General features: G+C 69.8%; 27 protein-coding genes and 1 pseudogene. 4 read left to right on the forward strand and 24 right to left on the reverse strand.

Features of this window, described 5'->3' with window-relative positions; all coding sequences use genetic code 11:
• Positions 1–27: 27 nt before the first annotated feature.
• The 21 genes and pseudogenes from LDL48_RS26245 to LDL48_RS26340 all read right to left on the reverse strand — a co-directional run bounded on the left by LDL48_RS26245 (position 28) and on the right by LDL48_RS26340 (position 18,468).
• The gene (locus tag LDL48_RS26245; RefSeq protein ID WP_225257888.1) at positions 28–1,056 is read right to left on the reverse strand and encodes an NlpC/P60 family protein; all 1,029 of its coding nucleotides are present in this window, start codon (positions 1,054–1,056) and stop codon (positions 28–30) included.
• 134 nt (positions 1,057–1,190) lie between these two features.
• Positions 1,191–2,291, reverse strand: coding sequence for a hypothetical protein (locus LDL48_RS26250; protein ID WP_225257889.1), 1,101 nt, complete (start codon positions 2,289–2,291; stop codon positions 1,191–1,193).
• A gap of 140 nt (positions 2,292–2,431) precedes the next feature.
• Complete coding sequence (locus tag LDL48_RS26255; protein ID WP_225257890.1) at positions 2,432–2,650, reverse strand: winged helix-turn-helix domain-containing protein; 219 nt, start codon at positions 2,648–2,650, stop codon at positions 2,432–2,434.
• Between the two features lie 196 nt (positions 2,651–2,846).
• Positions 2,847–3,332 (reverse strand): hypothetical protein, encoded by a 486-nt coding sequence (locus LDL48_RS26260; RefSeq protein WP_225257891.1) that lies wholly within the window; start codon positions 3,330–3,332, stop codon positions 2,847–2,849.
• A gap of 258 nt (positions 3,333–3,590) precedes the next feature.
• The gene (locus LDL48_RS26265) at positions 3,591–4,061 is read right to left on the reverse strand and encodes a hypothetical protein (protein WP_225257892.1); all 471 of its coding nucleotides are present in this window, start codon (positions 4,059–4,061) and stop codon (positions 3,591–3,593) included.
• 93 nt (positions 4,062–4,154) lie between these two features.
• Positions 4,155–4,805, reverse strand: a complete 651-nt coding sequence (locus LDL48_RS26270) for a hypothetical protein (protein ID WP_225257893.1) — start codon at positions 4,803–4,805, stop codon at positions 4,155–4,157.
• Between the two features lie 80 nt (positions 4,806–4,885).
• Positions 4,886–5,251, reverse strand: a complete 366-nt coding sequence (locus tag LDL48_RS26275; protein ID WP_225257894.1) for a hypothetical protein — start codon at positions 5,249–5,251, stop codon at positions 4,886–4,888.
• Positions 5,252–5,405: 154 nt separating this feature from the next.
• Positions 5,406–5,945 carry a hypothetical protein gene (locus tag LDL48_RS26280; RefSeq protein WP_225257895.1) on the reverse strand — a complete coding sequence of 180 codons (540 nt, stop codon included), beginning with the start codon at positions 5,943–5,945 and terminating at the stop codon, positions 5,406–5,408.
• Positions 5,938–6,312: a hypothetical protein gene (locus tag LDL48_RS26285; RefSeq protein WP_225257896.1), complete on the reverse strand. Its 375-nt coding sequence runs from the start codon at positions 6,310–6,312 to the stop codon at positions 5,938–5,940. Before LDL48_RS26285 ends, LDL48_RS26280 begins: the two co-directional genes overlap by 8 nt.
• Positions 6,309–6,713, reverse strand: a complete 405-nt coding sequence (locus LDL48_RS26290; RefSeq protein ID WP_225257897.1) for a hypothetical protein — start codon at positions 6,711–6,713, stop codon at positions 6,309–6,311. Before LDL48_RS26290 ends, LDL48_RS26285 begins: the two co-directional genes overlap by 4 nt.
• Positions 6,713–7,195 (reverse strand): recombinase family protein, encoded by a 483-nt coding sequence (locus LDL48_RS26295; RefSeq protein WP_225257898.1) that lies wholly within the window; start codon positions 7,193–7,195, stop codon positions 6,713–6,715. The genes LDL48_RS26290 and LDL48_RS26295 overlap by 1 nt, the downstream gene beginning before the upstream one ends.
• A 189-nt stretch (positions 7,196–7,384) precedes the next feature.
• Positions 7,385–7,507 carry a hypothetical protein gene (locus LDL48_RS43710; protein WP_255629021.1) on the reverse strand — a complete coding sequence of 41 codons (123 nt, stop codon included), beginning with the start codon at positions 7,505–7,507 and terminating at the stop codon, positions 7,385–7,387.
• An 83-nt stretch (positions 7,508–7,590) separates the two neighbouring features.
• Positions 7,591–8,184 (reverse strand): annotated as a pseudogene (locus tag LDL48_RS45145) (GGDEF domain-containing protein); the annotation flags it as partial.
• Positions 8,185–8,279: 95 nt separating this feature from the next.
• The gene (locus tag LDL48_RS26305; protein ID WP_225257899.1) at positions 8,280–8,969 is read right to left on the reverse strand and encodes a hypothetical protein; all 690 of its coding nucleotides are present in this window, start codon (positions 8,967–8,969) and stop codon (positions 8,280–8,282) included.
• Positions 8,970–9,473: 504 nt separating this feature from the next.
• Positions 9,474–10,649 carry a replication-relaxation family protein gene (locus tag LDL48_RS26310; protein ID WP_308016498.1) on the reverse strand — a complete coding sequence of 392 codons (1,176 nt, stop codon included), beginning with the start codon at positions 10,647–10,649 and terminating at the stop codon, positions 9,474–9,476.
• Positions 10,650–10,762: 113 nt separating this feature from the next.
• The gene (locus tag LDL48_RS26315; protein WP_225257901.1) at positions 10,763–11,650 is read right to left on the reverse strand and encodes a phosphoadenosine phosphosulfate reductase domain-containing protein; all 888 of its coding nucleotides are present in this window, start codon (positions 11,648–11,650) and stop codon (positions 10,763–10,765) included.
• Entirely contained in the window at positions 11,647–12,432 is a 786-nt protein-coding gene (locus tag LDL48_RS26320) for a GP88 family protein (RefSeq protein WP_225257902.1), read from the reverse strand. The genes LDL48_RS26315 and LDL48_RS26320 overlap by 4 nt, the downstream gene beginning before the upstream one ends.
• An 88-nt stretch (positions 12,433–12,520) precedes the next feature.
• Positions 12,521–12,994, reverse strand: coding sequence for a hypothetical protein (locus LDL48_RS26325; RefSeq protein WP_225257903.1), 474 nt, complete (start codon positions 12,992–12,994; stop codon positions 12,521–12,523).
• Positions 12,995–13,049: 55 nt separating this feature from the next.
• Positions 13,050–15,611, reverse strand: a complete 2,562-nt coding sequence (locus LDL48_RS26330; protein WP_372472201.1) for a type IV secretion system DNA-binding domain-containing protein — start codon at positions 15,609–15,611, stop codon at positions 13,050–13,052.
• 140 nt (positions 15,612–15,751) lie between these two features.
• Entirely contained in the window at positions 15,752–17,536 is a 1,785-nt protein-coding gene (locus LDL48_RS26335) for a VirB4 family type IV secretion system protein (RefSeq protein WP_225257905.1), read from the reverse strand.
• Positions 17,533–18,468: a PrgI family protein gene (locus LDL48_RS26340; RefSeq protein ID WP_225257906.1), complete on the reverse strand. Its 936-nt coding sequence runs from the start codon at positions 18,466–18,468 to the stop codon at positions 17,533–17,535. Before LDL48_RS26340 ends, LDL48_RS26335 begins: the two co-directional genes overlap by 4 nt.
• On the opposite strand from LDL48_RS26340, the gene LDL48_RS45150 reads away from it, so the two are divergent.
• From LDL48_RS45150 to LDL48_RS26360, 4 genes are read left to right on the forward strand one after another with little or no spacing between them, the layout of a single operon-like run.
• Positions 18,372–18,854: a DUF5372 family protein gene (locus LDL48_RS45150; protein ID WP_225257907.1), complete on the forward strand. Its 483-nt coding sequence runs from the start codon at positions 18,372–18,374 to the stop codon at positions 18,852–18,854. The two genes, LDL48_RS26340 and LDL48_RS45150, sit on opposite strands and share 97 nt — an antisense overlap.
• Complete coding sequence (locus LDL48_RS26350) at positions 18,851–20,308, forward strand: recombinase family protein (RefSeq protein ID WP_225257908.1); 1,458 nt, start codon at positions 18,851–18,853, stop codon at positions 20,306–20,308. The genes LDL48_RS45150 and LDL48_RS26350 overlap by 4 nt, the downstream gene beginning before the upstream one ends.
• Complete coding sequence (locus tag LDL48_RS26355; protein ID WP_225257909.1) at positions 20,241–20,927, forward strand: hypothetical protein; 687 nt, start codon at positions 20,241–20,243, stop codon at positions 20,925–20,927. Before LDL48_RS26350 ends, LDL48_RS26355 begins: the two co-directional genes overlap by 68 nt.
• A gap of 9 nt (positions 20,928–20,936) precedes the next feature.
• Positions 20,937–21,860: a sulfotransferase domain-containing protein gene (locus tag LDL48_RS26360; RefSeq protein WP_225257910.1), complete on the forward strand. Its 924-nt coding sequence runs from the start codon at positions 20,937–20,939 to the stop codon at positions 21,858–21,860.
• A 136-nt stretch (positions 21,861–21,996) separates the two neighbouring features.
• Here the strand turns inward: LDL48_RS26360 and LDL48_RS26365 are convergent, their stop codons facing one another.
• From LDL48_RS26365 to LDL48_RS26375, 3 genes are read right to left on the reverse strand one after another with little or no spacing between them, the layout of a single operon-like run.
• Positions 21,997–22,191, reverse strand: coding sequence for a hypothetical protein (locus LDL48_RS26365; RefSeq protein ID WP_225257911.1), 195 nt, complete (start codon positions 22,189–22,191; stop codon positions 21,997–21,999).
• On the reverse strand, positions 22,188–23,534 hold the full coding sequence (locus LDL48_RS26370) for a TrbL/VirB6 family protein (RefSeq protein ID WP_225257912.1): 1,347 nt from the start codon (positions 23,532–23,534) through the stop codon (positions 22,188–22,190). The genes LDL48_RS26365 and LDL48_RS26370 overlap by 4 nt, the downstream gene beginning before the upstream one ends.
• 2 nt (positions 23,535–23,536) lie before the next feature.
• Positions 23,537–23,875: a pilin gene (locus tag LDL48_RS26375; RefSeq protein WP_225257913.1), complete on the reverse strand. Its 339-nt coding sequence runs from the start codon at positions 23,873–23,875 to the stop codon at positions 23,537–23,539.
• Positions 23,876–24,010 lie beyond the last annotated feature (135 nt).

Below are 24,010 nucleotides of genomic sequence, written 5' to 3' on the forward strand. Positions count from 1 at the left end.
CCATACCCGTAACCGATTTCCGGAACATCAGTCCCCCAACCGGTACGGCGACATGCGGTACGAGCCGAAATACGGATACGGAATTTTCCTGAAATGCGTACCGCCGCCACCGGACTGTTCATAGCCGTAATAGCTGCCTATCGACGCGTCGACCCAGCCCGCGAACAACACTACATGGCCACGCAAGTCGGTGTCCGGATTGATCATCAGATCACCCGGCCGTAGATCTGACTTCCCGATCATCATCGACCGCTGCGCCAGCTCAACCGTGCTCAGCCCCGGCCCTCGCAGACCCAGCGCCATCGACACGTAACCCGAACAGTCCCGCCGATACCCATGGAAAAGATCGCCGGGAACATTACTCGACAGATAAGGCACCGGTCCGCCCCGCCATGCGGTCAACCACGACCGCGCCCGGTCGAACACTGCGCTAGCCTCGACACAGGACCCACCAGAGCCGTCCGGCGAAGCCACGACCTCAGCGCAAATGCTCACGCATTGCTCACGATCGACTGGAATTGCTCGCGGATCCCCGGAAACTACAGCGGTGACGATCGCGGTCGCGTCCGGCTCATGCTTGGCGTACGCGTCAGGGTAGGCACTGATCTGCACGGCCTGAGCGGCCACTGTCAGCGGCAGGGTCTGCCAGTTGGCGACGGTGAGCAGCTTGTCGTAGAACCTGCCCGCGGCGTACTCGGGGTTCATGATCCGCGCCGGTCTCCCCCATCCCGCACTGGGGCGCTGCTGGAACAGTCCGAGGCTGTCGTGGTCGTTGTCCTTGCCAAGATTGCCGAGGTTGCGCAGGTTCGATTCCTGCATCGCGGTGGCCACAGCGATGACCTGCCCGCGCGGGGCAATGCCGCGGCGGGCGCCGACTCCGACGATGATGGCGGCGTTGTGCATCTGATCGGCGTCGTAGCCGCTGGTCGAACCGGGCAGCGCCGGCAGCATCATGCACGGGGATGCGAAGCCGCCGATGCCGGCGATGGCGGCCACGCAGACGAACGCGACGCCCAGCACGCAGGCGGTGATGATGGCGAGCACGCGGCCGGTCATGATCGGCTCCGGGAGGCGTTGGTGTGCATAGGTCTGCCCTTCTGGATGGGTCCCGGACACAAGCCGGCAACCATCCCGGGCAGGCCGTGGCACGGGCGGCGGCGTACTGCCGATCGCCCGCGCCACGGCGGTTCTCAGGACGGTGCCGGCAGTGGCGTGTGGCCGTTGCTGGAGGCGAGAGCGGCGATGCGGGCGACTGGCGTTTCGGGCGAGTCGAGTAGCCCGGCGAGGCCGGCATCACGGATGCGCTGGACGGTGCGTGAGGACACGTCGAACCGGGCGGCGATGTCCTGATTCGATGCGCCGTCGTCGTCGGTCATGGCCTGCCAGATCTCGCGCCAGCGGTCATAGACGGACTGCTGGGTGGGGATCTGGCGCAAGACGGCCGTGCTCGGTGGGCGGCTGGTGTCGACCAGCCCGGCGCCGATGCGATGCGCGGCCTGGGTCGGCGCCGGCTGCGCGGCGTCGGGTGGCTGGATCTCGGCGGCGATCGCAGCCGCCCAGCCGATGGTGTCGATCATGGCCATGAGGGCGTCCGCGATGTCGTCTACCGGTGTGGTGGTCGCGGCGATCGAGGCAAGCACCGGGTCGGTGTCGTGCCGGGAGCGGATCTTCGCTTCGATGTGGCTGGCCAGCGCGGCCCGGCGGGCTTCGGTGCGCAGCTGGACGCGGGCCTCAGCGAGGGACTCGTGCAGGCTGCAGCCGAACTGCACGGCCAGGCTCTTGGCGCGACGGGTGACGGCCGGCTCTCGCCACCACTGCAGCAGTCCGTAGGCCGGCGGGGTGGCCGACAACTTGCCGGCGACGCGCAGCGCGTCGCGGCGGCGGGCCGAGGAGTGCAGCAGCCACACGCAGTAGGCGAAGATGCCCAGCCCGCCGAACACCGTGGCGAGATACGGCGAGCCGGCGTGGCCGACGACGTTGATGCCGACCGCCAGGGTGACCGAGCCCGCCGACAGGATGCGCCAGCCGTAGGCGTTCTCGCCGAGGCGTTGGCGGGTGTCGGCGAAGCCTGAGCAGACGACGCCGCCGAGGTCAATGACGACGGCGAACGGCAGCGCCAGGATGGCGCGCAGCCACAGCGGCATGGTGTCGGACCACGGCGGCGTCTCGACGCCGACCCAGACCTGGCCGATCGACGAGCCCAGCGCGGCGACGGCGTAGAACGCCCAGGCGGCGTGCTCGGCGGCGCGGCCGAGAGCCTGGTCGCTGCGGGCGGAGGTCATTGGGCCCATGCGGCACCTCCGGTCGGGGTGCGGCGGGCGTTGGCGTTGTGGGACACGGGGTCCTCCTGCAAGGTGTGCAGGGCCCAGCGCCCCATGCGGGACGCGGGGCCGAATCGGGTTCGGCTGTGCGTCCCGCGGGTGGTGCGGGATCAGTTGCAGTGCTGGAAACGGGCCGGGTCGTCGCTGGTTTGGTTGACCTCGCCGGCCTCGGCCAGACGCAGCAGAATGCGCCGGATGGTGCCGTGCGAGTGGCCCAGCACCTTGGCCAGTTCCCACGGCGTGAACGCCAGATGCGGGTAGGTCCGCAGGTGCGCCAGGATCAGCGGCGTCAGTTGCCCGTAGGGCATGCGTTGCGGGTGGATGGACATGGCGTCGTCCTCGTGTCAGACGCGGTCTCGTCGCGCGCCAGCGTTGGCAGCGCGCGTGGCGTCGCCGCGTCAGGGTCGCGAAAGCCGGAGCGTGCCGGCGTCAGATGCTGTCCTGTCGCGGTAGGTGGCCCGCGTTGATCATGTGACGCGGGGTCTGGCGCGTCAGGGTCTGGCCAGGCCGTCACGGTCGTCGGTCTCAGCTGCTGGCGAACCGGCAGGAGACGTCCTTGCCGTGGTGGCGGCCCTGGCACTCGATGTCGCCGAGCTGCCGATGCTGGTCGGCAACCTTGTGCCGCATGGTTTCCTCCAGCTCATCGATCTGCGGGCCGTGCAAGTGCTCGTAGTGGCTCTGGTTGTCGGCCATCTCGGCGGTGACCGGGTGGCCGGGGAACGCGGCCAGCCACATGCGGAAGTACAAGCCCGCGCCCGCGCCGTGCATGGGGGCCAGCTGGCTGACCTTCGACAGCGCCAGGCAGATCTCGGCCGCGGTGGCCGGGCGCAGGTCCGCCCCGGCGGCCACCCGGTCCAGCAGTTCCCGGACGTGGCCTCGGTAGACGAACTCGGTACCCGTGCCCGGCCCGACGTGCCGCGGCGTCAGCACGCTGAAGGCGTGGTAGAGCACATCGGTCTGGCCAGGGTGGTGGCGGGCGGCCGCGGCGATCTCGGCTTCTGCCCATTCCATCACGGCGAACACGGAGCTCGTTTCCGTCTCGATAAGGGCGAACAGGGCGCCGGGATCGGACGTGGCGGACCGTTGGCCCGCGGAAGGTGTGGTGACGGTCATGCGATTCGCTCTCCATCCACTGTGGATGGCCTCGCCGGCCTATCGCCCGTCAAGGGCGACCGAAGTCGACGATGCCCTTGAGGGGTCTTGGCTTCTAGCGGTTACGGCTGACGCCGCAGGTGCTACTGAACGGCGGTGTCGCCGGTGGAGTCGCTGTCAGCGCCGGCGTCGTGGTTCTCGTCGTTGCTGTAGAGCTCGACGCCGGCGGCGGCGAAGCTGTGGTCGAGGAAGGCGGCGTTCAGTTCGCCGCTGTTCGTAGCGGTCGAGCTGGTAGCTGTTGAGCTCCCATTCGTCGTCGGTCAGGGTTCCGCTGTCGGCCTCGATGGTGCCGGTGACCTCAGCCATCAGGGAGCCGAGTTTGTCGTCGCCGGCGAGCATGGTGATCGGCTCGTGGCAGACCAGGCAGACGAGCCAGTCGCCGTCGTCATCGCCGCGCAGGTATACGTCGGGATTAACCGTCCGCGGTGGCGCCGGCACGTTGAGCCGGCGCAGCAGCGACTGCTGGGCCTGGGGCCAGGTCAGCCCGCGGTGCGGGCCGTAGTCGCCGTTCTCGGCGTGCCACCGTCCGTCGGCCCACCAGGTCCGCCAGGTTACGTACCAGGCGATGCCGGCGGCCCAGTCGGGCATGTGCTCGGTGCGTCGGCAGATGACGATCCAACGCGGCGATGGCGTGCTCGGCCACGTACAGGACGTCGGCTAGCGGGAACAACAGTCGGATCATCAGTGGGTCTCCTCGAAGGTGGGTATCTCGGGAAGCTCGACCTGACAGCGTTGGCCGCAGGTCGGGCAGTAGACGGCGAAGCCCGGGCACAGGCACATGTCTTCGGCGGCGCCATCGTCGAACGCCTCGCACTCGCGGCACCGGCTGATGACGCTGCGGCTGGGACCGAACAGGGCCGTGACGCGGTGCTCGGTACCGTCCGCCGCGAGCAGGTCGCGGTCGCCGTCCCAAGTCCAGACGTGATCGCCGGGGCAGCCGATCTGAATCGTGGAGCTGCTCAGCCAATAGCCCTCGTCCGTGGTGACGTCGGCGTACACCTGCGGGGCGCCGCCGTCGACGCTGATTAGGGCCACAGCGCCGCGAGGAAAGCCAGTCGTGGCGGCCAGCACGATCGTGACGGGCTTGCTCAGGCACGCGTCGTCGTGTTCGATCGGTGCGCCTTCGGCGACGTGCCAGCCGTGCGCGGCGCACCACAGCTGCAGCCGGGCGGTGGTGCCCATCCGCGGCGCGTAGTCGTCGAACACGTCGCAACCGACGAAGTCCTGCACCTGGCTGCTGGCTTGCCGATCGTGGGCGCCGGTGCGCTGGTGCAGCCACGCATCGGTGTCGATCAGGTAGTAGAGGTTGTGCAGGGTGACCGGTTCGGCCATGAGGTGTGCCTCCTGGAATCGGGAGGCGTGGGTAGGCTCACCGCGACCCGGCAGCCTGCCCACGCCCTGGTGGGGAGGGGTCAGGACTGCGGGTCGGCGTCGGTCTGCACACCGATGAGCGCGGTGACGCCGCGCACCGCGGGCCAGCCGTGCGAGCGGCCGGGCGCGGTGGCATCGAAGCTTTCGTAGCGGGTGCCGTTCTCGAGACCGAACACGCTGGAGCGGGCCACCTGGTCGTCGACGAACGCGTGCACATCGAGGCACAGGTGCTCGTTGTCCTCGCCGGCGGCCAGGCCGAACACCTGCACGATGGCCTTCTTCCTGCCGTCGGCGAAAGTGACGATCAGGGTGTGGCGTTGCAGGTCGGTGGTGTCGAGGTCGATGACCGGGTAGTCGCTGTCGGGGCGGCCGTACTTGGCCATGTACTCGGCGAAGGTCTCTGCCATGCGCTGGGCTCCCTCTCGGGATGGGAGCGGGCACGGCGCATCGGCCGTGCCCGCAGCTGGGTGGTTCTTGGCCGGGCATCGGCCGGATTAGGTGGAACTGGTGGAGCTTGTGGTGGTGCGACCGGGCAGCGCTGCCCGGCAGTCCGTGGCGCGGTTAGGTCGCCGGCGTCAGCGCAGCGGTCGCGGTGGTGAGCATGGCGGCAGCCTGCTGTTCGGCGTACGCATTGCCGTACAGACCGAACAGCGAGTCGTGGCCGGTCCAGCCGTCGGCGGCGGTGTGCTGTTCGACGATGACGCCGTAGACGTCGCCGTCGAGCCAGGCCCGCCACTCGTCGTGCTCGCCGGTCAGGTCGCACACGTCGGTGATTCCGGCGTGGGCGCGGAAATTGGCGGTGTCGAAGATGACCACCGTGAGGTCCTGGCCGGTGACATGGCGGATCGCGGTGGTGCCGTGTACCAGGCGCAGGTACCGCTCGAACAGCTCGTCGGTGCCGAAGCGGCGCCAGGCGGCCAGGACCCGGTCGGCGTGCTTGGGCTGGTACACCTCACCGGCCCAGACCGCCTGACGGCGTTGGATCAGCAGGGCCGGTGCGAGCGCGTCACCCCACGGCTGACTAGCGTCCTCGTCGACGACGATCCGGGCCCGCCAGCCGGGAAACCTGTCATCGATCACGATCATGCTGCCGTCACTCATCGTCCCCGTCCTCGATGTCGGTGGTCCACAGCGACAGCCGGTCAGCCTGCTCGTGCAAACCAGGTGCGGGTGTCTCGCCGTCGGCCAGGCAGGACGCCAAACCCGCGGCCATCTGCTGGTGGGTACGGCCGAACCCGCCCGAGCGCAGGTCGCTACCGGAGGCGACCAGTTCGCCGCCGAGGTGCACGGCGTAGATCCAGCCGTTGTCGGCGTACGCCAGCCCGACGGTGCCTCCACCGAGCGCGGCGATGCCGATCGTCAGCGACGGCTGCCCACCGGCGATCGCCGGAACCTCGAAGACCGTCTCCGGCTCGGTCCGGTACACCCGGAAGTAGTCCACGACCTCGTCAGCCCCGTTGTCGGTCATCGTGCACCTGCCAGCAGTTCGGTCATGGCGTCGATGTCGGTGTCGTTCATGTACGCCCACTCGGCCACCGCCGCGTTGAACACCCACCCGTCCAGCGGTGGGTGCTGGCCCATCGCGGCCCGGTATGCCTCGGCGTCGGCGCGCAGGAACGACAGAGCGCTGGCCAGCACCTCAGCTGCCTGCCGGCCTCGGCCGTAGTCGCGTACCGGCTGGCGGATCGCTTCCCGGTCGTCGTAAATCGCTCGGTAGCGCGCGGTGATGCGCAGCCGCCACAGCGAGTGCTCGCGGCCCACGAAGCTCAGATCGCAGGACACGACGCCGCCGGTAACCGAGTCGCCGATCTGCACCGAGGGCAGCCGTTCAGCGCCGAGGAACAGGGGCCTTGCAAGCCGGTATCCCATCACCGCTCCCCGTCCGCCGACGCGGGCCGTCTGGTGAGTTCCGGCAGCGACCGATGCGCGGCACTGAGGGCCCGCATCTGCTGCCCGGCCGACCCGGCGCGGTCACCGGTAACGGTGAGCAGATCCGGGCCGTCGCCCGTCTGCTGCGGCGGGCACGTGGACCGGAGGCCGAGGGTGCACACGACCACGTCCGCGGTGGTGAACTGGCCGATGACGTCGTGCAGCTCGTCGGTGCTGCGGGTCAGCCGGTCCAACGACGCGACAAGCAGCAGGTCGAAGACGTCGGACTGGGCGGCACCGACGGCGCCGGCGCGGCCGGGCCGGGCAGCGCCGTGGTTGATGTCGCAGAACGCGGCGACGACGCGCCAGATCGGCACACCGTCTGCCGTCTGCTGCAGAAACGCGGTCTGCTCGACGGCCAGCGCCATGGAATCGGCTCGCAGGTAGAACGCGACGCGGAAGAAGGAAGCAGGTTGCGTCATCGAAAAGTCACTGTCCTTTCAGGTGTCGAAGTCGATCAACGGGCAGGGCGTCCGCGTGTCCGAGAAGCTGGGGTCAGCGTTTCGGCCGGTGATCGGCCCTTTCGTAGGGCATCGAGGGCGCGCCGAAGGGCTCGCCGCCGGTCTAGTGCGGCGAGCGCGGGACGCTCGGGGAGATGTGGTGTGGCCGGGTTACTCGCCCGGTCGGCGGTCGCGGCGGCGATAGGCCGGGCGGACTCCGAGCAGCAACGGCAGGCCGTCGCGGACGGGGTCGTAGAACTCAATGTGGCTGCGCTGGTCCTTGGCGGTGAACATCGCCAGGCTGGAGCAGCTGAGCAGCTGAGCAGCTGGTGCGGGTCGCCGCCGGGCAGCTGGCAGATGCCGACGCTGACCTCGACCGGCCGGACAATGCCGGCCACCGCGGCCGGGACAGCGAGGGCTGCGGTCAGGCTGTCGGCAAGCTGTTGCGGGGTGCGGCGGGTGATGAGGACGAACTCGTCGCCGCCCAGTCGGGCGACGAGGTCGCCCGACTGGGCGGCGTGCCGCAGTCGGAGCCCGACCTCGGCCAGGTAGCGGTCGCCGACGGCGTGCCCGCCGGGTCCGTGGTTGATCGTGTGGAGTCGGTCGACGTCGGCCAGCGCGACGGTGAGGGCGATGTCTGGGCCGGCGGCGGCGATGGCGTCTTCGGCGACGCGGCATACCGGCAAGCCGGTCACCGGATCGGTGAGTGCCACCGCCAGGCGCTGCTGAAGCCCGTCGATCAGGGCGCGGAGGTCGTCGATCTGGGCGCGCATCCGGGTGGCACCCCAGAAGCCGAGAACGACCGCGAAGGTGAGCATCCAGCCGGCGGCCTCGACGAACAGGGCTGTCGCCGAGGGGACGTCGGGAAGCACGGCGATGGCCAGCAGTGGCAGCCAGAAGACCAGGCCGGCGGACATCAGGCTGAGCAGGACGGCGACGAATCCGGGAGCGTTCGGCCAGAAACAACACATGACGATCTACCTCCTCGTGGGCGGGATCGCGGAGGGCACGCCGATCGGCCGGCCGGCACGAGGACGACCGGCCGCAGCCAGGGCGTGCAGGAGGGCTAGCTAGTAGTGACGGCGACCAGCACGTCGTCACCGGACAAGGTGTTGAGGTGGTCATTGGCCGTACGCAGGTAATCCAGTTGATCGGCGTAGCGCAGGCCGATCGGCCGCAGGAGCCGCCCGTCGGCGGTCAGCATCGTGTCGGCGGGAACCGCTTGCAACAGGCCGTACGTGGAGTAGACGTACGGGCCGGCCTCGAACGCGTCGAGGTGATCGGTGGGCAGCTCGGTCGGCCGTCCGGGGTGCGCGTTGAAGGTCATCATCCGCGCGATCCGCGGCTGGCTGACGAACGCGTGCCGGGCAGCATCCCAGCTGTACTTGTCCGGGTCGGCGGCGTATCGGTCGTAAAAGTGCCACCACGGCTTCGCCTCGGGTGATCCGGCGACAATCTGCTGCCAGAGCATGTACCGGTTCCAGTACCGCTCGGCCAGGTCGTCGCGCATCGCGTCGAGATCCAGCAGCCTGACCGGGCCGCCGGCGGCGGTGCCATTGTCAGGTTGCAAGAGATTGATGGTGGTCGACCGCGTCAGCAGCCGGGCGTGCAGAGGCTGGGTCGCGGTCCGGAAATGCCGGGCGAGGCCGGCGTCGGTGATGCCGTGGGCGGCCAGCAGAGCGGAGACCGCGGCGGGGACCTGGTGGGTGCCGGCCGTCTTGGACAGGCAGACAGTCACGGTGCGAACGTCAGACACAGTTGTTCCTCCAAAGTGGATACGCGGTGGGCGCAAAGAAACGCCGTGCCCGACGACTCGCGTCGAGGCGAAGCCCGGGTGGGGCGGTGGTACGGAGAGGTTTCGCAGGCCGTGATGAACAGCAGCAGCGAAGGCGCATGGTGTGCGCGGAAGGTGCGACGCCCGCAGAGGGGGCGCCCGGGTGGTGCGTGGTGGTGCTTGGGTAGTGCGGGGTGGGTTGGCGGCGCACGAGCGGTGCAGGCCGACCGGCCGGGTGGCGGTGGGCGGTTGCGACCGTGGTCGTGGGCGGCGGGCCCGAGGGTGGTACCAACGGGTTTCTCGATGAGAAGACTTCACCATAGCGCCGGCACCCAACAGCCCGGGCCCTTCACCGCCGCGCTTCGAATGGGGCCTGACCTGCGCTATTGGACCACGCCGTGCGCGGGCCGGCGCGGCTGTTGGGTGATCCGGTGCCGCTGTTGGGTGACCCAACGGCATCACGCAGGCAGGCGCCCGGCTCGGTTGCTACCGCAGGTGCCGCAGCGGGTGGTCGTCGGGGCGGGGTGCGCCGGGGTTGAGCGGGCCGGGTTGACCGTGCCCGCGGGGCAGGTCGATCAGGCGGATGCGGTGGCGGCCGTTGCCGACGAGCCGCCACACCAGTTCGGCCGGATCGTCGCCGGCCTCCGGTGAGGTGGTCGCGATGACCAGGTTTGGCTCGGGCCGGTCGGCCAGTCGCCGGTGCAGGTTCTGCTCCCGGGCGCGGTTGGGCAGGACGAACAGCACGGCGTACGGGGGGCCGCCTTCGGCGCGCAGCCTGCGGTAGGAGTTGAGCTTGTCGGCCAGCCGGCCGAGCGGTTCAGTGCCGCGGTCGAGTTCGAGGAAGAACCCGGTCTCGTGGTGGCCGTCGGCCCAGACACCGTGCCCGTCGGGGTGAATCCTCCGGCCGAACGCGCCGGCGGTGGCGCGCTCCGACCACCACCGCGACAGCGCCGTGTCCTGGCTGGTTCGGCTGTGGACCAGGAGCCGGACGAAGAAGTCGTTGGCCTCCAGCAGGTGGTCCAGCGCCGGGTTGGCATAGATACGGTCCTGGCGTTCCCGCAGCGCCCGGGCCGTGGGCGGAGCCTGCTCGGCAGCGAGCGCGGTCAGCCGGGCCGAGAGCGGGCCGGGTACCCAGCAGACGATGTTCGCAGTGCCCGGCTCGCTACGGCGGATGAATCGATCGACGAACCCGAAGGAGCGCAGGACGGTGAGCCGGTGGCGGCAGGTGATGGCGCTGGTGAACAGCACGTCGGTGAGCTGGCCGGTGGTGAGGGTGGTGTGGTCGTCCAGCAGCGAGGCGAGTGCGTAGTCGCGAGGACGAAGGCGATGAGAGACATCGATGAGAGTGGGAGAGGAAGAGGAGTTGACGGAGTAGGAGGGGGTGGATGAGCGATAGACGGAGGGCGACGAGGGGGTGATCCCCGTCCGGGAGACTTCCCCTACAGGGAAGAGTCGGGTTGGCCGGCTGGCAGGCATAAGGTCTCCTTGCTGCGGTGTTGGCCAAGGCGGGCCGGCCTGGGGTCGGCCCGGCGGGGCGGAGTCCAGGCCGGGGTCGCGGCCGACCCGCAGCCGCACCTCCGGCCAGGTATGGGGTTGGAAGAGGAGGTATCGCCCGACGAACACGAGGCGACGAGATGTCCGCGCGACGCAGCCCGTATGCATACCGCTGAGACCGCTGGCCTCGACTGCGGACGAACTGCGAATGGTTGGGCTACCGGTGGCGACCGCGCGGCTAGATTGATCAAAGTGAGTGGGTGCATGCTTGCGGGACGCGGTCAGACGTCCCGCTGTGACGCGCAGGACGAGCACAGTGGACCGGATCGTGTTGGTGTTCGGACGCGGCCGGCGCCCCAGCCCCAGCGGCACAGGGGTTCGGGGATTCCGGCCGCTGCGGCGTCCTGCTCCAGTACGCGGATGTCGGCGAGGGCCTCTGCGGCGATCGGCCACGCGGCCAGCTGTTCCCGTTCGTCCCGGGAGGCGAACGCGCCGCACAGGCACTCGCCGGACATGTGCAGCATGTCGGCGACCTGGTTGCGCGGGCACTCCGGGAACCGCATCCGATAGGTGTTGAGGTCGAGTGCTGTCCAGTTGCGCAGCGGTGACACCCACACGATCGACTTGCGGCGCTCGAGCTCGGGTATTGCGCGTGCGGTCCGTCGTGGCGACTCCGCGAGGCGGCGCCCGGCGAGGAACACGATGCGTTCCTGGTGCGGCTGGCGTACCAGTTCGTTCTTCGCCGTCTGCAGCCCGCGTTCCTTGAGCCGCTGATACATCTTCCAGTGCTTCGCCGGGCCGGGGAATCCGTCTGCGAGGACCAGCTCTCGGTAGGTCGAGCCGGGCGGGGGGTGTTTCTCGATCAGCGGTAGCCCCCACGCGGCGCACACGTCGCGGACGAATTGCCGGGTGGCTTCGATGCCGATACCGGTGTTCGCGTGCACGGCGTGGGTGGCGCGGCTGCGGAACAGGTGGGCCAGCACGGTGGAGTCGTGGCCCCCGGAGAACAACACCACGGTCGCGGCGTGCCGCCGGCCGCGGCCCTTGCCGTCGCGGTGCTCGGTGATGTGCTCGCGGACGGCCGCGTCGAGAAGCTGGTGGGCCTGGCTGATCAGCAGGTCGAGCCGAGCATGCCGCGCTGACAGGTCGAACCCAGCCGCCGCGGTCATGCGGCGCTCGGGTGGGTCGGGCCGCCGGGGCGGGGTCGGCGGCGCCGTCGAGCGGCCCGTTGCTTGTCCTCGTACGCTTGCCAGGTGCTGAACCGGCGGCCGGCCATGGCCTTCACGAAGGCGCGGATGCGGTTGGCGGGGATGCCGACCAGACGGGGTCCGAGGACGGCGAGCAGGTCGGAGGCGTCCTGCGACGAGAATCCGGCGTCCACGATGGCCTGGTCATCGGGGAAGACGTCGGCGACCCGGTCGACGGTCGGGTCGAGCTGGCTGTCTTGGGTGCCGCCGTAGGAGTAGACCCACAGGAAGTTCGGCGGCGGATCGGGTTCCACGAGGCGCCTAAACCGGTCGACTTCTTTGGTGTAGGCGTAGAAGTGCAGGTCCGGTCGCGACCGGCAGATCCGCAGCCAGGCTCGCAGGTAGTGGTCGCTGAAGAAGTCACCGCTGTCGTGGATGCGGATCCAGCCGCCGGTGAGCTTCTTGGCCGCGAGCTCGGTGAGCATCGCGGCTTCCCAGCCAGGCAGGTCGTCAAGGACAAACGTGAGGTTGGCGTGGTGCTTGGCGCGGACAACCGGCCACAGGTAGGTGCCTTGCCGGGCGTAGCACACCTGGGCGCAGATTCCAGCCGAGGGACATGTATTGAACGTGCGGCCGTCGTCGAGGCGGCCGGCCCAGGCGGGCAGCGTCCAGTTCCAGACGCCGATAGCTTTCAACTCGCGGTTCTGCGTGAGTAGCTGACGGGGACGTGCGGCAACAGTGCGGGCGTCGATGTTTTCCGGCATGGTGGTCTCCCGACCGTGAGTGACGGGGACAAGGGACCGGCATTGGCCGCGAGGGGCATGCGCCGGTAAGCGACGCCGACGGCCCGGATCAGGGGCTCGGCGTGAGAGCGGTGTGGCTGCGCTGGCACATGCGGGTCAGTTCGGGCACCGCGAGGGGGTCGGCGGTCAGGTCGAACGCCTGGAGCCAGCCGGTGCGGGCTTTGCTGGGCGGCAGCAGGTGCAGCGGGTACGCGTCGTGGACCGCGAGGACCCAGTCGGGCAGCGGCCGGCCGGCGGACAGGATCAGGCTCCAGCTGGGCCCGTGCAGCCGGATCACCGCCGGCGTGCCTGCGGCGGTGGCGTACGCGATCCGGATGAGGTCCGGGTCGCCGCTGGCGGCGATCTGCGGGGCCTCGTTGAAGATGTCGTGCAGCCGCGGCCTGGCGGACAGGTTTGCGTGATGGGTTTGGATGAGCCGGACCCGGTCGTCCAACAGGCGTGCGGTGAACAGCTGGTTGGCGATCTGGTCGGCCAGCCGCCGCCGGTTGGGCATGTCCGGTGTGGTGGTGTTGGGCGTGCTCACGGGAACCTCCCGAATCTTCGGGGCCACAAACGGTGAGCGCCGCGTGACCGTTGGGTCACGCGGCGCTCGTTTCGGTGGGTGTTGGGTCGTCGGGCGGCTCGGGCCGGCGCTTGCGGCCGGGTGGCTTCATCCGGGCGAGCTTGGCGATCGCGGCCTGGCCGTTGCCGCTGTCGGGGGTGACGTTGGCCAGGGCGGCCTGCCGGACCGCGGTCGTCTCCCCCACCGGCGGTTTGGGCGGCAGGGTGTGCAGGGTGAACGCCGGGGTCTCCCGGCCGTCGACCACCAGGCGAGCTGCGGCCTGGAAGGCGTCCAGGTGCGACAGGTCGTGATCGGACAGCTCGGGCATGGTGTGTTTGGCCAGCTGGGTGGCGTCCTCCGGCGCGCAGGTGAAGAACACTTTGTTGCGCGCGTTCGCCGACAGGGCGAGCTGCGTCTCGCGGGGCATCTGGGTCAGGTTCTGGTGCGCCAGGACGAGACCGAAGCGATAGCCTCGCGCCTCGGCGAGCATGTCGCCGACGCTGCCGGGCAGGTTGAGGAAGTTGTGGGACTCGTCGATGTAGGCGACCGCGTCACGGCGGGCGTCTTCGGCGATCCGGGTGCGGCCGGTGGCGGTCTGCCATGCCTGGGCCAGGATGAACGAGCCCATCAGGCGGGCGGTTTCTTCACCGATCTGCCCTTTCGGCAGCCGGGCGAGCAGGATGCCGCCGTCGAGCACGCGGCGCATGTCGACCGTCGAGCGGGCCGCGCCGACGGTCTGCGTGACGAACGGCCGCGTCAGAAACGACCGCAGCCGGGCCAGGACCGGCCCGATGACCTGCGAGCGCAGCGGCGGCGGCGTCGACTCGAACCACTGCCAGAACCCCAGCAGTCCTTCGGGGTCGTCGAGGTCGCTGGTGAACGCTGCCCGGAACTGCTTGTCCTGCAACAGTGACGGGATCAGGGTGAGCGTGGCGTTGGCTTTGCGTAGCAGCGTCAGGCAGGCCATGCGCATCGTGTCGTCGATCCGCGGACCCCAGTGCTTCGCAAAAATCTTGCCGAAGATCGACACGATGTGGTCGACGACCAGGTCGTGATCGGCGCCCTCAAGGGGGTTGAGCGTGGCGCCGGCGGGCTGGTCCGGGTCGATGAGATAGAGGCGTTTGTCGGCGACGTCGGCCGGGAGTCGGTCGATGACGTCGTTGATCAAGTCACCTTTGGGATCGATGACGATGACGCCGCGGCGCGCGTGGATGTCGTCGAGGATCATGTGGGTGAGCAGGGTGGATTTGCCGCTGCCGGTGCTGCCGATGACGTGCGCGTGCTGCCGGGCGTCGGCCGCCTTCAAGGCGACTTTGTGGCCGCCGACCTGGGCGGTGCCGAGGACTTTCGTGCCGCGCCCGCCGCTGACCACGGCGACCGGCGCCGGCATCGCCTTCGCCCGGGCCCGGTCGAGGCCGGGGACGGCGATGTCGGTCGGCAGCCCTGCGAGGGTGGACAGCTCCCCGGCGTTCAAGACGAATCCGGAGCGCAGCACCCGCGACGCCAGCACCCGGCCCGGGTAGCCGGTGCGGATCCGGATGCGGCGCAGCCGGTTACGGCCGGCGTACACGCCGAAGCTTGAGGCCAGGCCCTGTGCGATGCTGGTCAGCCGCGGCGCGAGGGTCTTGGCGGTGCCACCGGGCCCGGTGTGCGCGACGGCGTAGCGGACCGCGACGTCCCACAGCGGTGTGCCGGCGAGTTTGTCGACGGCCGCTCGGGCGTCTCGGTCGGCTTGCGGGTCCGCGCCGGGTAGCCGCGCCGCCGACCGCCCCGCGGTGGGGGTGGTGCGGCGGGTCGGGCCGAGCACGCTGAGCGCGACGTCAAGGACGCCGCGCAGCCACACTGCCGGGTCGAGCCAGCTGGTCGGTGGCTTGCCGGTTCGCAGGGCCTGGACACCGCGGCGTAGGCGGCGGATCTGCCGGTTGCTGGCCGGCCGGGCCAGGACCTGCACGCATGCCGCTTCGGTGCGGCCGAGTTCGGCTGCGGCCTGGATCAGGGTGCGTAGCGGGTCCGCGTCGTGGTCGCTCTCGAGCGGGAACCAGGCCGGCAGCACCGGGATGAGCGCGCCGCCCTCGGCGATCGCGGTGGCCGGGACCGGGTCGCTGGGATCGGCGATGTTGCAGGCGATGCCGGGCCAGGCGCCGCGGATGGCAGCGAGGACCGGGCCGTACGCGATCGTGTCGGGTAGCCACAATCCGATCCGCAACTGGCGCCCGGACCATCGGTACTCCAGGGCCACGTGCGCGCGGCTGTCGCGGAGCCGGCGCCGCCCGGTCGGCCGGAGGATCTCGGCGAGGGTGGACCAGAGCACGCGGGCGCCGTCCGGGTCGACCTCGGGGGGTGGGTTGATCCAGATCAGCCGGGCGTGCTCGCGCCTTCGTGCGTCGTGCCGGGCCAGCAGGGCCGCCCGGGCCACGTGCCCGGCGACCGCTAGTGCGGCCACGACGGCGAGCAGCCATGGCCGCTGCATGCACCAGGTCGTGACCGTGTGGGCGAGGTGTTCGGCCCACACCGTCGGGGGCGGCTCCGGGAAGTTCGGCGGACCGGACGAAGGTGCAGGAGACGAAGGAGAAGGGTGCGGGGCAGTGAGCCGGGACATGACGGTGGCCCTTTCACCGAGCGCGAAGAAGGGCCGGCCCTTCTTCGCGCTCGCGTGGAGCTCGAAGAGAGGGCCGGCCCTGAAGAAGGAAGGGAAGAGGACGGTGGTGGCCGGATCGTCGGCCGGCGGTTAGCGGTGGGCTACTCGTCGACTTCGAGGTCTCCGATGCACAGCCGGTGCTCTTTGCGGGACGCGACGGCCTGGAAGCTGACCCGGTGGGTGCCGGAGATCAACAAGCCCTCGCCGCGGCGGGCTGACAGCAGTAGCCGGGTCTCGCCTGTGGTGAGGCCGAAGGAGCGGGCGATGACGGCGATCGGTGGCGCTGCCTGCCGCAGCAGGATTTGGGTGGCGGCGTTGGCGATGACGGCCTGCCCGAGGTCCGAGCCGAGCAGGTCACCGACGTCCTGGGTGATGACCGAGACTCCGGCCTTGCGTTTGCGGGCGCTCTTGGACAGGCGGTAGAGGAATTTGGCGCCTTCGCCGTCCTTGAGCAGCACCCACGCCTCGTCGACGATGACCAGCCGGCGCGGCGGCATCGCGCCGGCGGGTGGCACGTCGACATCACGCCAGATCGCGTCCAGCGCCATCAGCATGCCCGGTGCCCGTAGCTCGTCGGCCAGCTGCCGGGTCGACCACACCACCAGCTGCCCGTGCGGGACATGCGTGGTCGGTCCGTCGAACAGGTCGCGGAAGCTGCCGGACACCCAGGGGGTGAGCCGGGCGGCCAGGGTGAGCGCCGGGCCGGAACCGTCGGTTTCCAAGGCGGAGGACACGTCACGCAACAGCGGCGCCTGCCGCTGCCACGTGCTCGGGTCGTTGGAAATCCCCGCTGTCGCGTAGGCGGCGATGATCGCCCTGTCCAAAGCGGCCCGCTCGACCGGCGGCGGCTGCTCACCCAGCAGCACCGCAACGAGGGTGTGCAGAAACAGGGCCCGGCGCGTCAACGCGTCGTCGCGGCGGTCCCCGGCTGGGATGTCGAGCGGGTTGAGCCGGACGCCGCCTGCTCCGAGGTGAATCGTGGTGCCGCCGACCGCGTCGGCGAGGCGGTGATATTCATTGTCGGGGTCGATGACCGCGATGTGCACCCCGTCGGCCAGCGAGCGCAGGACCTCGAGCTTGATGAAGTAGCTCTTCCCGCTGCCGGAGTCGGCCAGGACAACGGAGTTGGCGTTGTGCTGGTTCCAGCGGTCCCACCACACGATGCCGTTGCTGTCCGGGTTGAGCCCGTACAGCATCCCTGCTTCCGGGGCAGGTTCTCCGGGCAGCGGCGCGGGCAGGTCCGGGCTGGCGAGGGGGAACATCGTGGCGATGGCCTCGGTGTCCATGACTCGCCGCTGGCCGATGGTGTCGGTCGCCAGCGGCAGCATGGTGAGCCAGCCCTGTAGCTGGCGCCAGGTGGCGGGCTGGACGTCGAGCAGCACCGACGCGGCGACCGCGCGGACGTGCGCGACTGATTCCTGCAGCTCTTCCAGGCTCGGGGCGTGTACGCACAGGTACAGGCCGACCCGGAACAACTTGGATTGGCCGCGGGCGATGCGGTCGGCCAGGTCCGCGGCGTCGTCGGCGGCGGCCTCCGCAGCCGGGTCGAGCAACCGGCCGTTCTCGGTGTCGGAGCGCCGGTTGGACTCCAGCCGGGCGCGCTGTCGGCGTAGCCGGCCCGCGGCGGCTTGCGGGGTGAGCGGGTCGATGTAGACGACGACGTCGAGGCGGCCGGGCCAGGCCAGCAGCGGGTCGAGCCAGGCCGCGCCGACCTCAGCCGGATACCCGGTGACGATCAGGGTCGACGCGTAGCCGTCGCCGACCTGTAGATGGCGGGGCAGGTTGACGACGCCGGCGGGGCCTAGAACGGACGAGAGCCCGGCCGCATCTGCCGGGCTCTCACCAGTCTCTGTCTGCGGTTGTTGTTTGCGGTTCAGCAGTTTCATAAGTCGGCTCCTTGTCCGGTCACCGGTGCCCCGGGACGGGCTCGGGGCCAGGTGACGTCGGCCGGGGTGTAGGGGTCGGTGGCGCAGGTGAGCACGGCGGTCGCGGTCGCCCCGTCGAGCACGACGGTCTGTGCGCCCAGGGCGGCAAGCGCCGAGGCGGCGTGGTCCGCGCGGCGTAGGACTTCGGTGTCGCGGCCCCGGTCGCCCTGGGCGGTGACGGCGATGGTGACGGTGCGCCACAGCGGATCTCGGCGCTCGGCCAGCTGATCCAGGAACTCGGCGTAGTCGTACGCCGCGTCCGCCAGCGCCGGATTGGCGATGCCCGCCGCGCCGTCGGCGACCCGTTGGGCGTGGCTCGACAGATCCACCCGCTGCGCCGAGATCACCAGCTGCACTCCCCCGGTCAGCGAGTTCAACCACCGCCCGTACGCGTCGACCAGGGCGACCTGCTCGTCACCGGAGCGCAGCCCGATGTTGACGGTCGTCGCCGCGACCAGGGCGACCGCCTTGTCGCCGGCGTCGATGACCCCGGATTCGGCTATCGCCCGGGCCGCAAGTCGCAGCTGCGGCACCGCCATGCCCGGCCCAGGCGCCCACCCCGGCACCGGTTGGGCCGCGGCGGCCGCGTGCTGCTTCTGGCTACTGGACTGCTGCACCGCCGACAGCAGCCAGGCGTCCAGGCTGCGCCCGTCGCGGCGGCCCAGCGCGAGCGTGACCGCGACCCCGGCGACCGGCACCAGCAGCCCAATCAAGACCGGCGGTGGCAGCAAGTGCCCGAGGCCGCGGAACACCGCGTACGCGACCGCGGCGGCGACCGCCAGGATCGCGAGCTGGCGTGCCGTCAAACCGTAAACGATCTTGTCGGGCTGGTCCACGTCCGTCGGAACCCTTGCTCTATAAGGCTCGTCCGTCCAAGTACTCTTTGGACTCATTGACGATCACCCACCCTTTTCATCCGTTGTTCGGTCAGTGCCTTACGGTGCTGATCACGATGCGCAAGTGCACCGGGCTGTGGTTCATGTGCGAGGTCGACGGGAGGCGTCGGGTCACGGTGCGTCAGGAGTGGACGGATCGTGGTGTGCCGGCGTCGTCGGATCGGCTCGCTGTTGATGGGTTGGGCGCCGCGCGGGCGTTGGTCGACGCGATCGACGCGACGCGGACAGGCAGCCCTCATGAAGTACCTCCTGAGCAGGGACAGGACAGGGATGGCTCGGATGAGCCGGGAACGAGGGCTGTTGAGCGGGCCAGACCTGCGCCAAGCGGTGATGGCGGTGGCGAACATGCTCGAGGCGCTGCTGAACGCGGATGTGGCCGGTGAAGCCGTCGCCGAAGATCACGTCGTCGCATCTGAGCCGGTCGGCGATCGTGTACGTACGTCAGTCGACCCTGGCGCAGGTGCGGGAGAACACCGAGTCCACGACCCGGCAGTACGGGTTGACCGCGACCGCCGCCGAGCTCGGCTGGCTGGCCGAGCAGGTCGTCGTGATCGACGCCGACCTGGGCATCTCCGGGCGGTTCGGTTCCGAACGCGATGGCTTCCGCGACATCGTGGCGCGGATCTGCATGGGCGAGGTCGGCGCCGTATTTGGGTTGGAGGTGTCTCGGTTCGGCCGTTCGAACGCCGACCTGACCCGGCTGATGGAGCTGGCCCGGCTCACCGACACCCTGCTGATCGACGCCGACGGCGTCTACGACCTGGGCAACGTCAACGACCGGTTGCTGCTCGGCCTCAAAGGTCAGATGAGTGAGATCGAGCTGCACTTTCTGATGGGCCGGCTGCACGGCGCGAAACTCGCGGCAGCCGAGCGCGGTGAACTGCGGCACCCGCTGCCGGTCGGCCTCGTTTACGACGCTGACGGCGGTGTCGTCAAGGACCCCGACGAGCAGATCCAGGGCGCGGTCGCGGACCTGTTCGCCGAGTTCGGCCGCGGCGGTTCCGCGCTCGCGGTGATGCGCGCGTTCGACGCCGCGGGCAGGTTGTTCCCCCAACGCACCTGGGGCGGCGCGTGGGCGGGCACGCTGAAGTGGGGCAAGCTGACCCGGGTGCTGCAGGCGTTGAAGAACCCGGCCTACGCCGGCGCCTACACCTTCGGCCGCTCCAGCGAACGGCGCCGGGTCCAGCCGGACGGGACGGTGCGCAGCTCGCGCCGCAAACGCGCCCGCGAAGACTGGACGGTCACCATCCGCGATCACCACGAGGGCTACATCAGCTGGCAGGAATACCTCGACATCGAGGTCAAACTCGCCGCGAACAACACCCAAGGCGGTGCCCGCCCGGCCCGGGAAGGCACCGCCCTGTGTCAGGGGCATCATCAGCTGCGGTGTCTGCGGCGGCCGGGTCGGCACCCGCTACGACCGCGGCGACGCCCGGGCGACCTACACCTGCCAGGTCAAAGACGCGATCCGCACACCGCAGTGCCGGACCGTGGTTTCGACTACCGTCGACGCGGCCGTCAGCGCCCTGTTCCTCGACACCATCACCGAGCAACAGATCACCATCGCGCTGGCCGCCAGCGACGAGGTCACCGACCGCCGCGTCCGCAACCACCGGGCCGCCGAACTGGCCGTGCAACGCGCCCGCTACGAAGCCGAACGCGCCGAACGCGCCTTCACCAACGTCGACCCGGACAACCGGCTGGTCGCCCGCAGCCTGGAGAGCCGCTGGGAGACCAAGCTGGTCCAGCTCGCCGACGCCGAAGCAGCGTTGGCCACCGCACAAGCCACCACCGCCCCCGCGCCAGAGCAGAACGCCTTGCGCGCCTTGGCCGCTGACCTGCCACGGTTGTGGGACAGCCCCACCACCAGCCACCGCGACCGCAAACGACTGCTGCGCAGCCTGATCGCCGACATCACCCTGTTGCCCGCTATCGACGACGACAGCGTCCGGATCGGTGTCCGCTGGCACACCGGCGCCACCGACGAACTCACCGCCCTGCGGCACGGGCCCGGCCGCACCCCCGCCGGAGCTTTGGAACTGGTCCGCCGCTACGGCGCCACACACACCAGCGAACAACTCGCCGAACGGCTCAACGCCTCCGGCTTGCTCACCGGCAAAGGCAAACCCTTCACCGCCGGCGCGGTCGCCCGCGTCCGAGACGCCTACAAAATCTGGGCGCCGCGCACCGTGGCCATCCAAGACGGCGAGGTCAGCGTCAAACACGCCGCCGCACAGCTCGGCATTCCCGCCAGCGCCGTCTACAACTGGCTGGTCAAAGGACAGGTTCCGGCCCGCCGCGCCCCGGGCGGACGGTGGTGCATCCCCTGGGACCCCGCAACGCAGGAGATCTACCGGGACAAAGTCGCCAAGTCGTTCCGCCTCAAGCCGACCAACCTCGCTGCCAACCGGGACCCCGGATCGGACGCGACTCACCGTGACAATTACGGCCGATAGGGTGATGACATGGTGAACGCGGCGCCCGCCGTCTACCGCTGCGGACTGACCGACAGCAGCCGCTGGCGGGAGTTCCAGCTGCGGCCGGACGACATCGTGATCAGCGTGCCGTCGAAATGCGGTACGACCTGGATGCAGATGATCTGTGCTCTGCTGATCTTCCAGACCCCCGACCTGCCCACCGCGCTGACCACCCTCTCGCCCTGGCTCGACATGTTCCTGCGACCAATCGCGGACGTCACCCGGACCTTGGACGCCCAGCAACACCGCCGGTTCATCAAGACCCACACCCCGCTCGACGGTCTGCCCCAGCTGCCCGGCGTCGTCTATGTCGTTGTCGGACGCGATCCCCGTGACGTCGCCGTGTCGATGGCTTACCACCGGCCCAACCTCGACGACAAGGTCATCCACCGCCTCCTGGCCTCCGGCGACCAGGCACCCACCGACCCACCGACCAAACCGGAGCGTCCGGCAAGCACGCGTGAACGCGTGCTGCGGTGGATCGATGACCCGCGGCCGGCGACTGAGAACCTGGACTCGCTGCGCACCGTGGTCCACCATCTCGGCCAGGCGTGGGAACGCCGCAACGAACCAGCGGTGATCCTGCTGCACCATGCCGATCTCTCTCGAGACCTCGCAGGGCAGATGCGGCGACTCGCCGACCGGCTGGGCATTCACGTGCCGCGGAAGCAATGGCCAGCCCTGATCGAGGCGGCCACCTTCACCTCCATGCGCGCCAAGGCCCACCAGCTGGCCCCTGACGAGCGGCTCGGACTGTTCACCAGCAACAGTGCCTTCTTCCGCTCCGGCAAGCCCGGCCAGTGGAGAGAAGTCCTCAACGACGCCGACCTCGCCGCCTACGACAGCTTGATCCGGTCGCTGGCCAATCCAGACTTCGTCGACTGGGCCGAAAACGGCACACACAGCAGCTGAACGACACCAGCAACCTGCATCCACGCCTGCACCGAGCAGAAGAGCATCGAACTCCAACAAACCCCAACAACAAACGCAGAGAAGGCAGTATGAAGCGCCCGTCGGGATCCGGGCGCGCGGGCCGGCCTCCTCATTGTTACGCATCCCGCTCACCACGCTCGCCCCGCTCGCGGCGGCCCTTGAGATAGCAGGTGTAGAGGTCGACGCCGTCGGCGAGTTCCTGAGGCGTGTACGGGTAGATCGGCCGGCCGGTCGGCCAGGCGATCGCGACGACCGCACGGTGATCGCGGACCTGTCCGATGGCAGGCGAACTGGTGGTGTTGGTGCTCATGACCGGTTCCTTCCGGTGGGTGCGGCGCTGCCGCGGCTCGGTGTGGTGCTCCGGTTCGCCGCGGTGCCGCGGCCCGAGGTCGCGGCGTCGCGACGGCGCAGGGATTGGGTGTAGACATCGACGCCGCCGGCGATCTCATCCCGGGTGTAGGGCCTCACCGGGCGTCCACTCGGGTAGGCCGTACCGCCCACGCCCGGGGCGGCACCGGCGGGTGGTCGGGCCGGCACGCGCGCCGGTCGCGCCGAGCGGGCAAGGGCGGGCGGGGACGTCCGTTCGGCTGCGGGCAGTGGGTTGGCCGCAGGCCGCGACAACGGGCGGGAGCCACCGCCGCGCGACGGGCCGGTCGGCCACGGCCGGTCGGTACGACCGGCGGCCGGTCCCGCACTGGGCCCTCGGCCAGCGGCGGCCGCGGTTCGTGCGACGCCGCCTCGGCCGGCCGCGCGGCTCAGCCCTCTGGTGAGCTGCTGCACGAGCACGACCCGCACGATCATCCCGACCGGACTCGGCGACGACTTCGAGACGTAGCGGCGCATCATCGACGGGACCTTGAGGATCGCCCACAGCAGGCACAGCACGACCAGCAGTTTCATGACCGTCCCGGTGTTGCCGGGCAGGCCCAACGCCGGAAGGTCGGACTGCGGGCTCAGGAAGATCGTGAGCGTCGTGTGCAGGGCGACCGCCTGGATGAGCACGGTGCCCAGCGCGCCGAGCATGAGGCGCCACCACAGTTTCGCGGCCGGCTCGGTCTGCGGGGTTCCGTGCAGCGCCAACGCGATCGGCGCCACCCCGACAGCCACGATGAGCACACCGAGCCGGATGATCCATTGCACCAGCAGCATCGCCACCAGGACCGCGATGACCAGGCCGATCACGACGAACAGGAACCCACCGGGCTCGGTGGCCGTCTGGTCGGCGAACGCGTCGGCGACGATCTGCTGCAGGTGCCGCATCGACCCCGGCGAGGTGATGTCCTGAGAGGTCAGAGCGATCGTCAACGCGTTGGCCAGGCCGATCATCTGTGAGCACAGCGGCATCGCCAGGTTCGCGCCGATCAGACCGATGACCAACCGGGGAATCAGTTCGCCCGGGCCGTAGCGGCTTTGGATGGTGTCGCGGCCCAGCACCAGGATCGCCATCCACAGGATGGCCAGCACATAGCAGGTGTTGACGATCGCCAGCGAGGTGCGGGAGAAGGATTGGACCTGCGGCAGCAGGGTCACGTCCGGCGAGTGGAACGCGGTTGCCGACAGCAGGTCCCACAGGATGCTTAGTCCGCCGGCGATGACCGCGGCGAACCGTCTGAGGATGGCGTCGATCAGCGCGGAGGTGAACCAGTTAGCCATGCTCAGCCACCGATCCAGCCCTTCACGATGGCGAGCAGGACCGGCGCCAGAACAGCGAGGGCGTAGCCGATCAGGGCGGACTTGAGCGCCGACTTGGCCTTCTCCACCTCAGCCGGGTCACCGCCGGCCGCGAGGTAGCGCAGCCCACCGATCGTCAAGAAGAGGGTCGCGACCCCGAGCAGCATCCCGATGATCCACGTCGTGATGTTGGAGATGATCACCGGCAGGCTGTGGGCCGCCTCGATGTGCGTGTCGGCCGCGTAGGCGGGAACGGAAACGGCCACCGCCGCAGCGGTGGCCGTCAGAAGGAAGAGCAGTCGGGAAATGTTGCGTCGCAACATGGTGGGCACCTCCCGCCCCGGCTTGCGGGGCGAATTGGGATTTGAGGTGCGCCACCGGGATCACAGGGGTGGGGCCGCAGGAGCGGTGCTCCTTCCAGCCGTTGCGGGATCGGGTGCGAACACGGCCCCGTCAGG

Source organism: Jidongwangia harbinensis (assembly GCF_020216025.1).
Classification (GTDB): Bacteria; Actinomycetota; Actinomycetes; order Mycobacteriales; family Micromonosporaceae; genus Actinoplanes; species Actinoplanes harbinensis.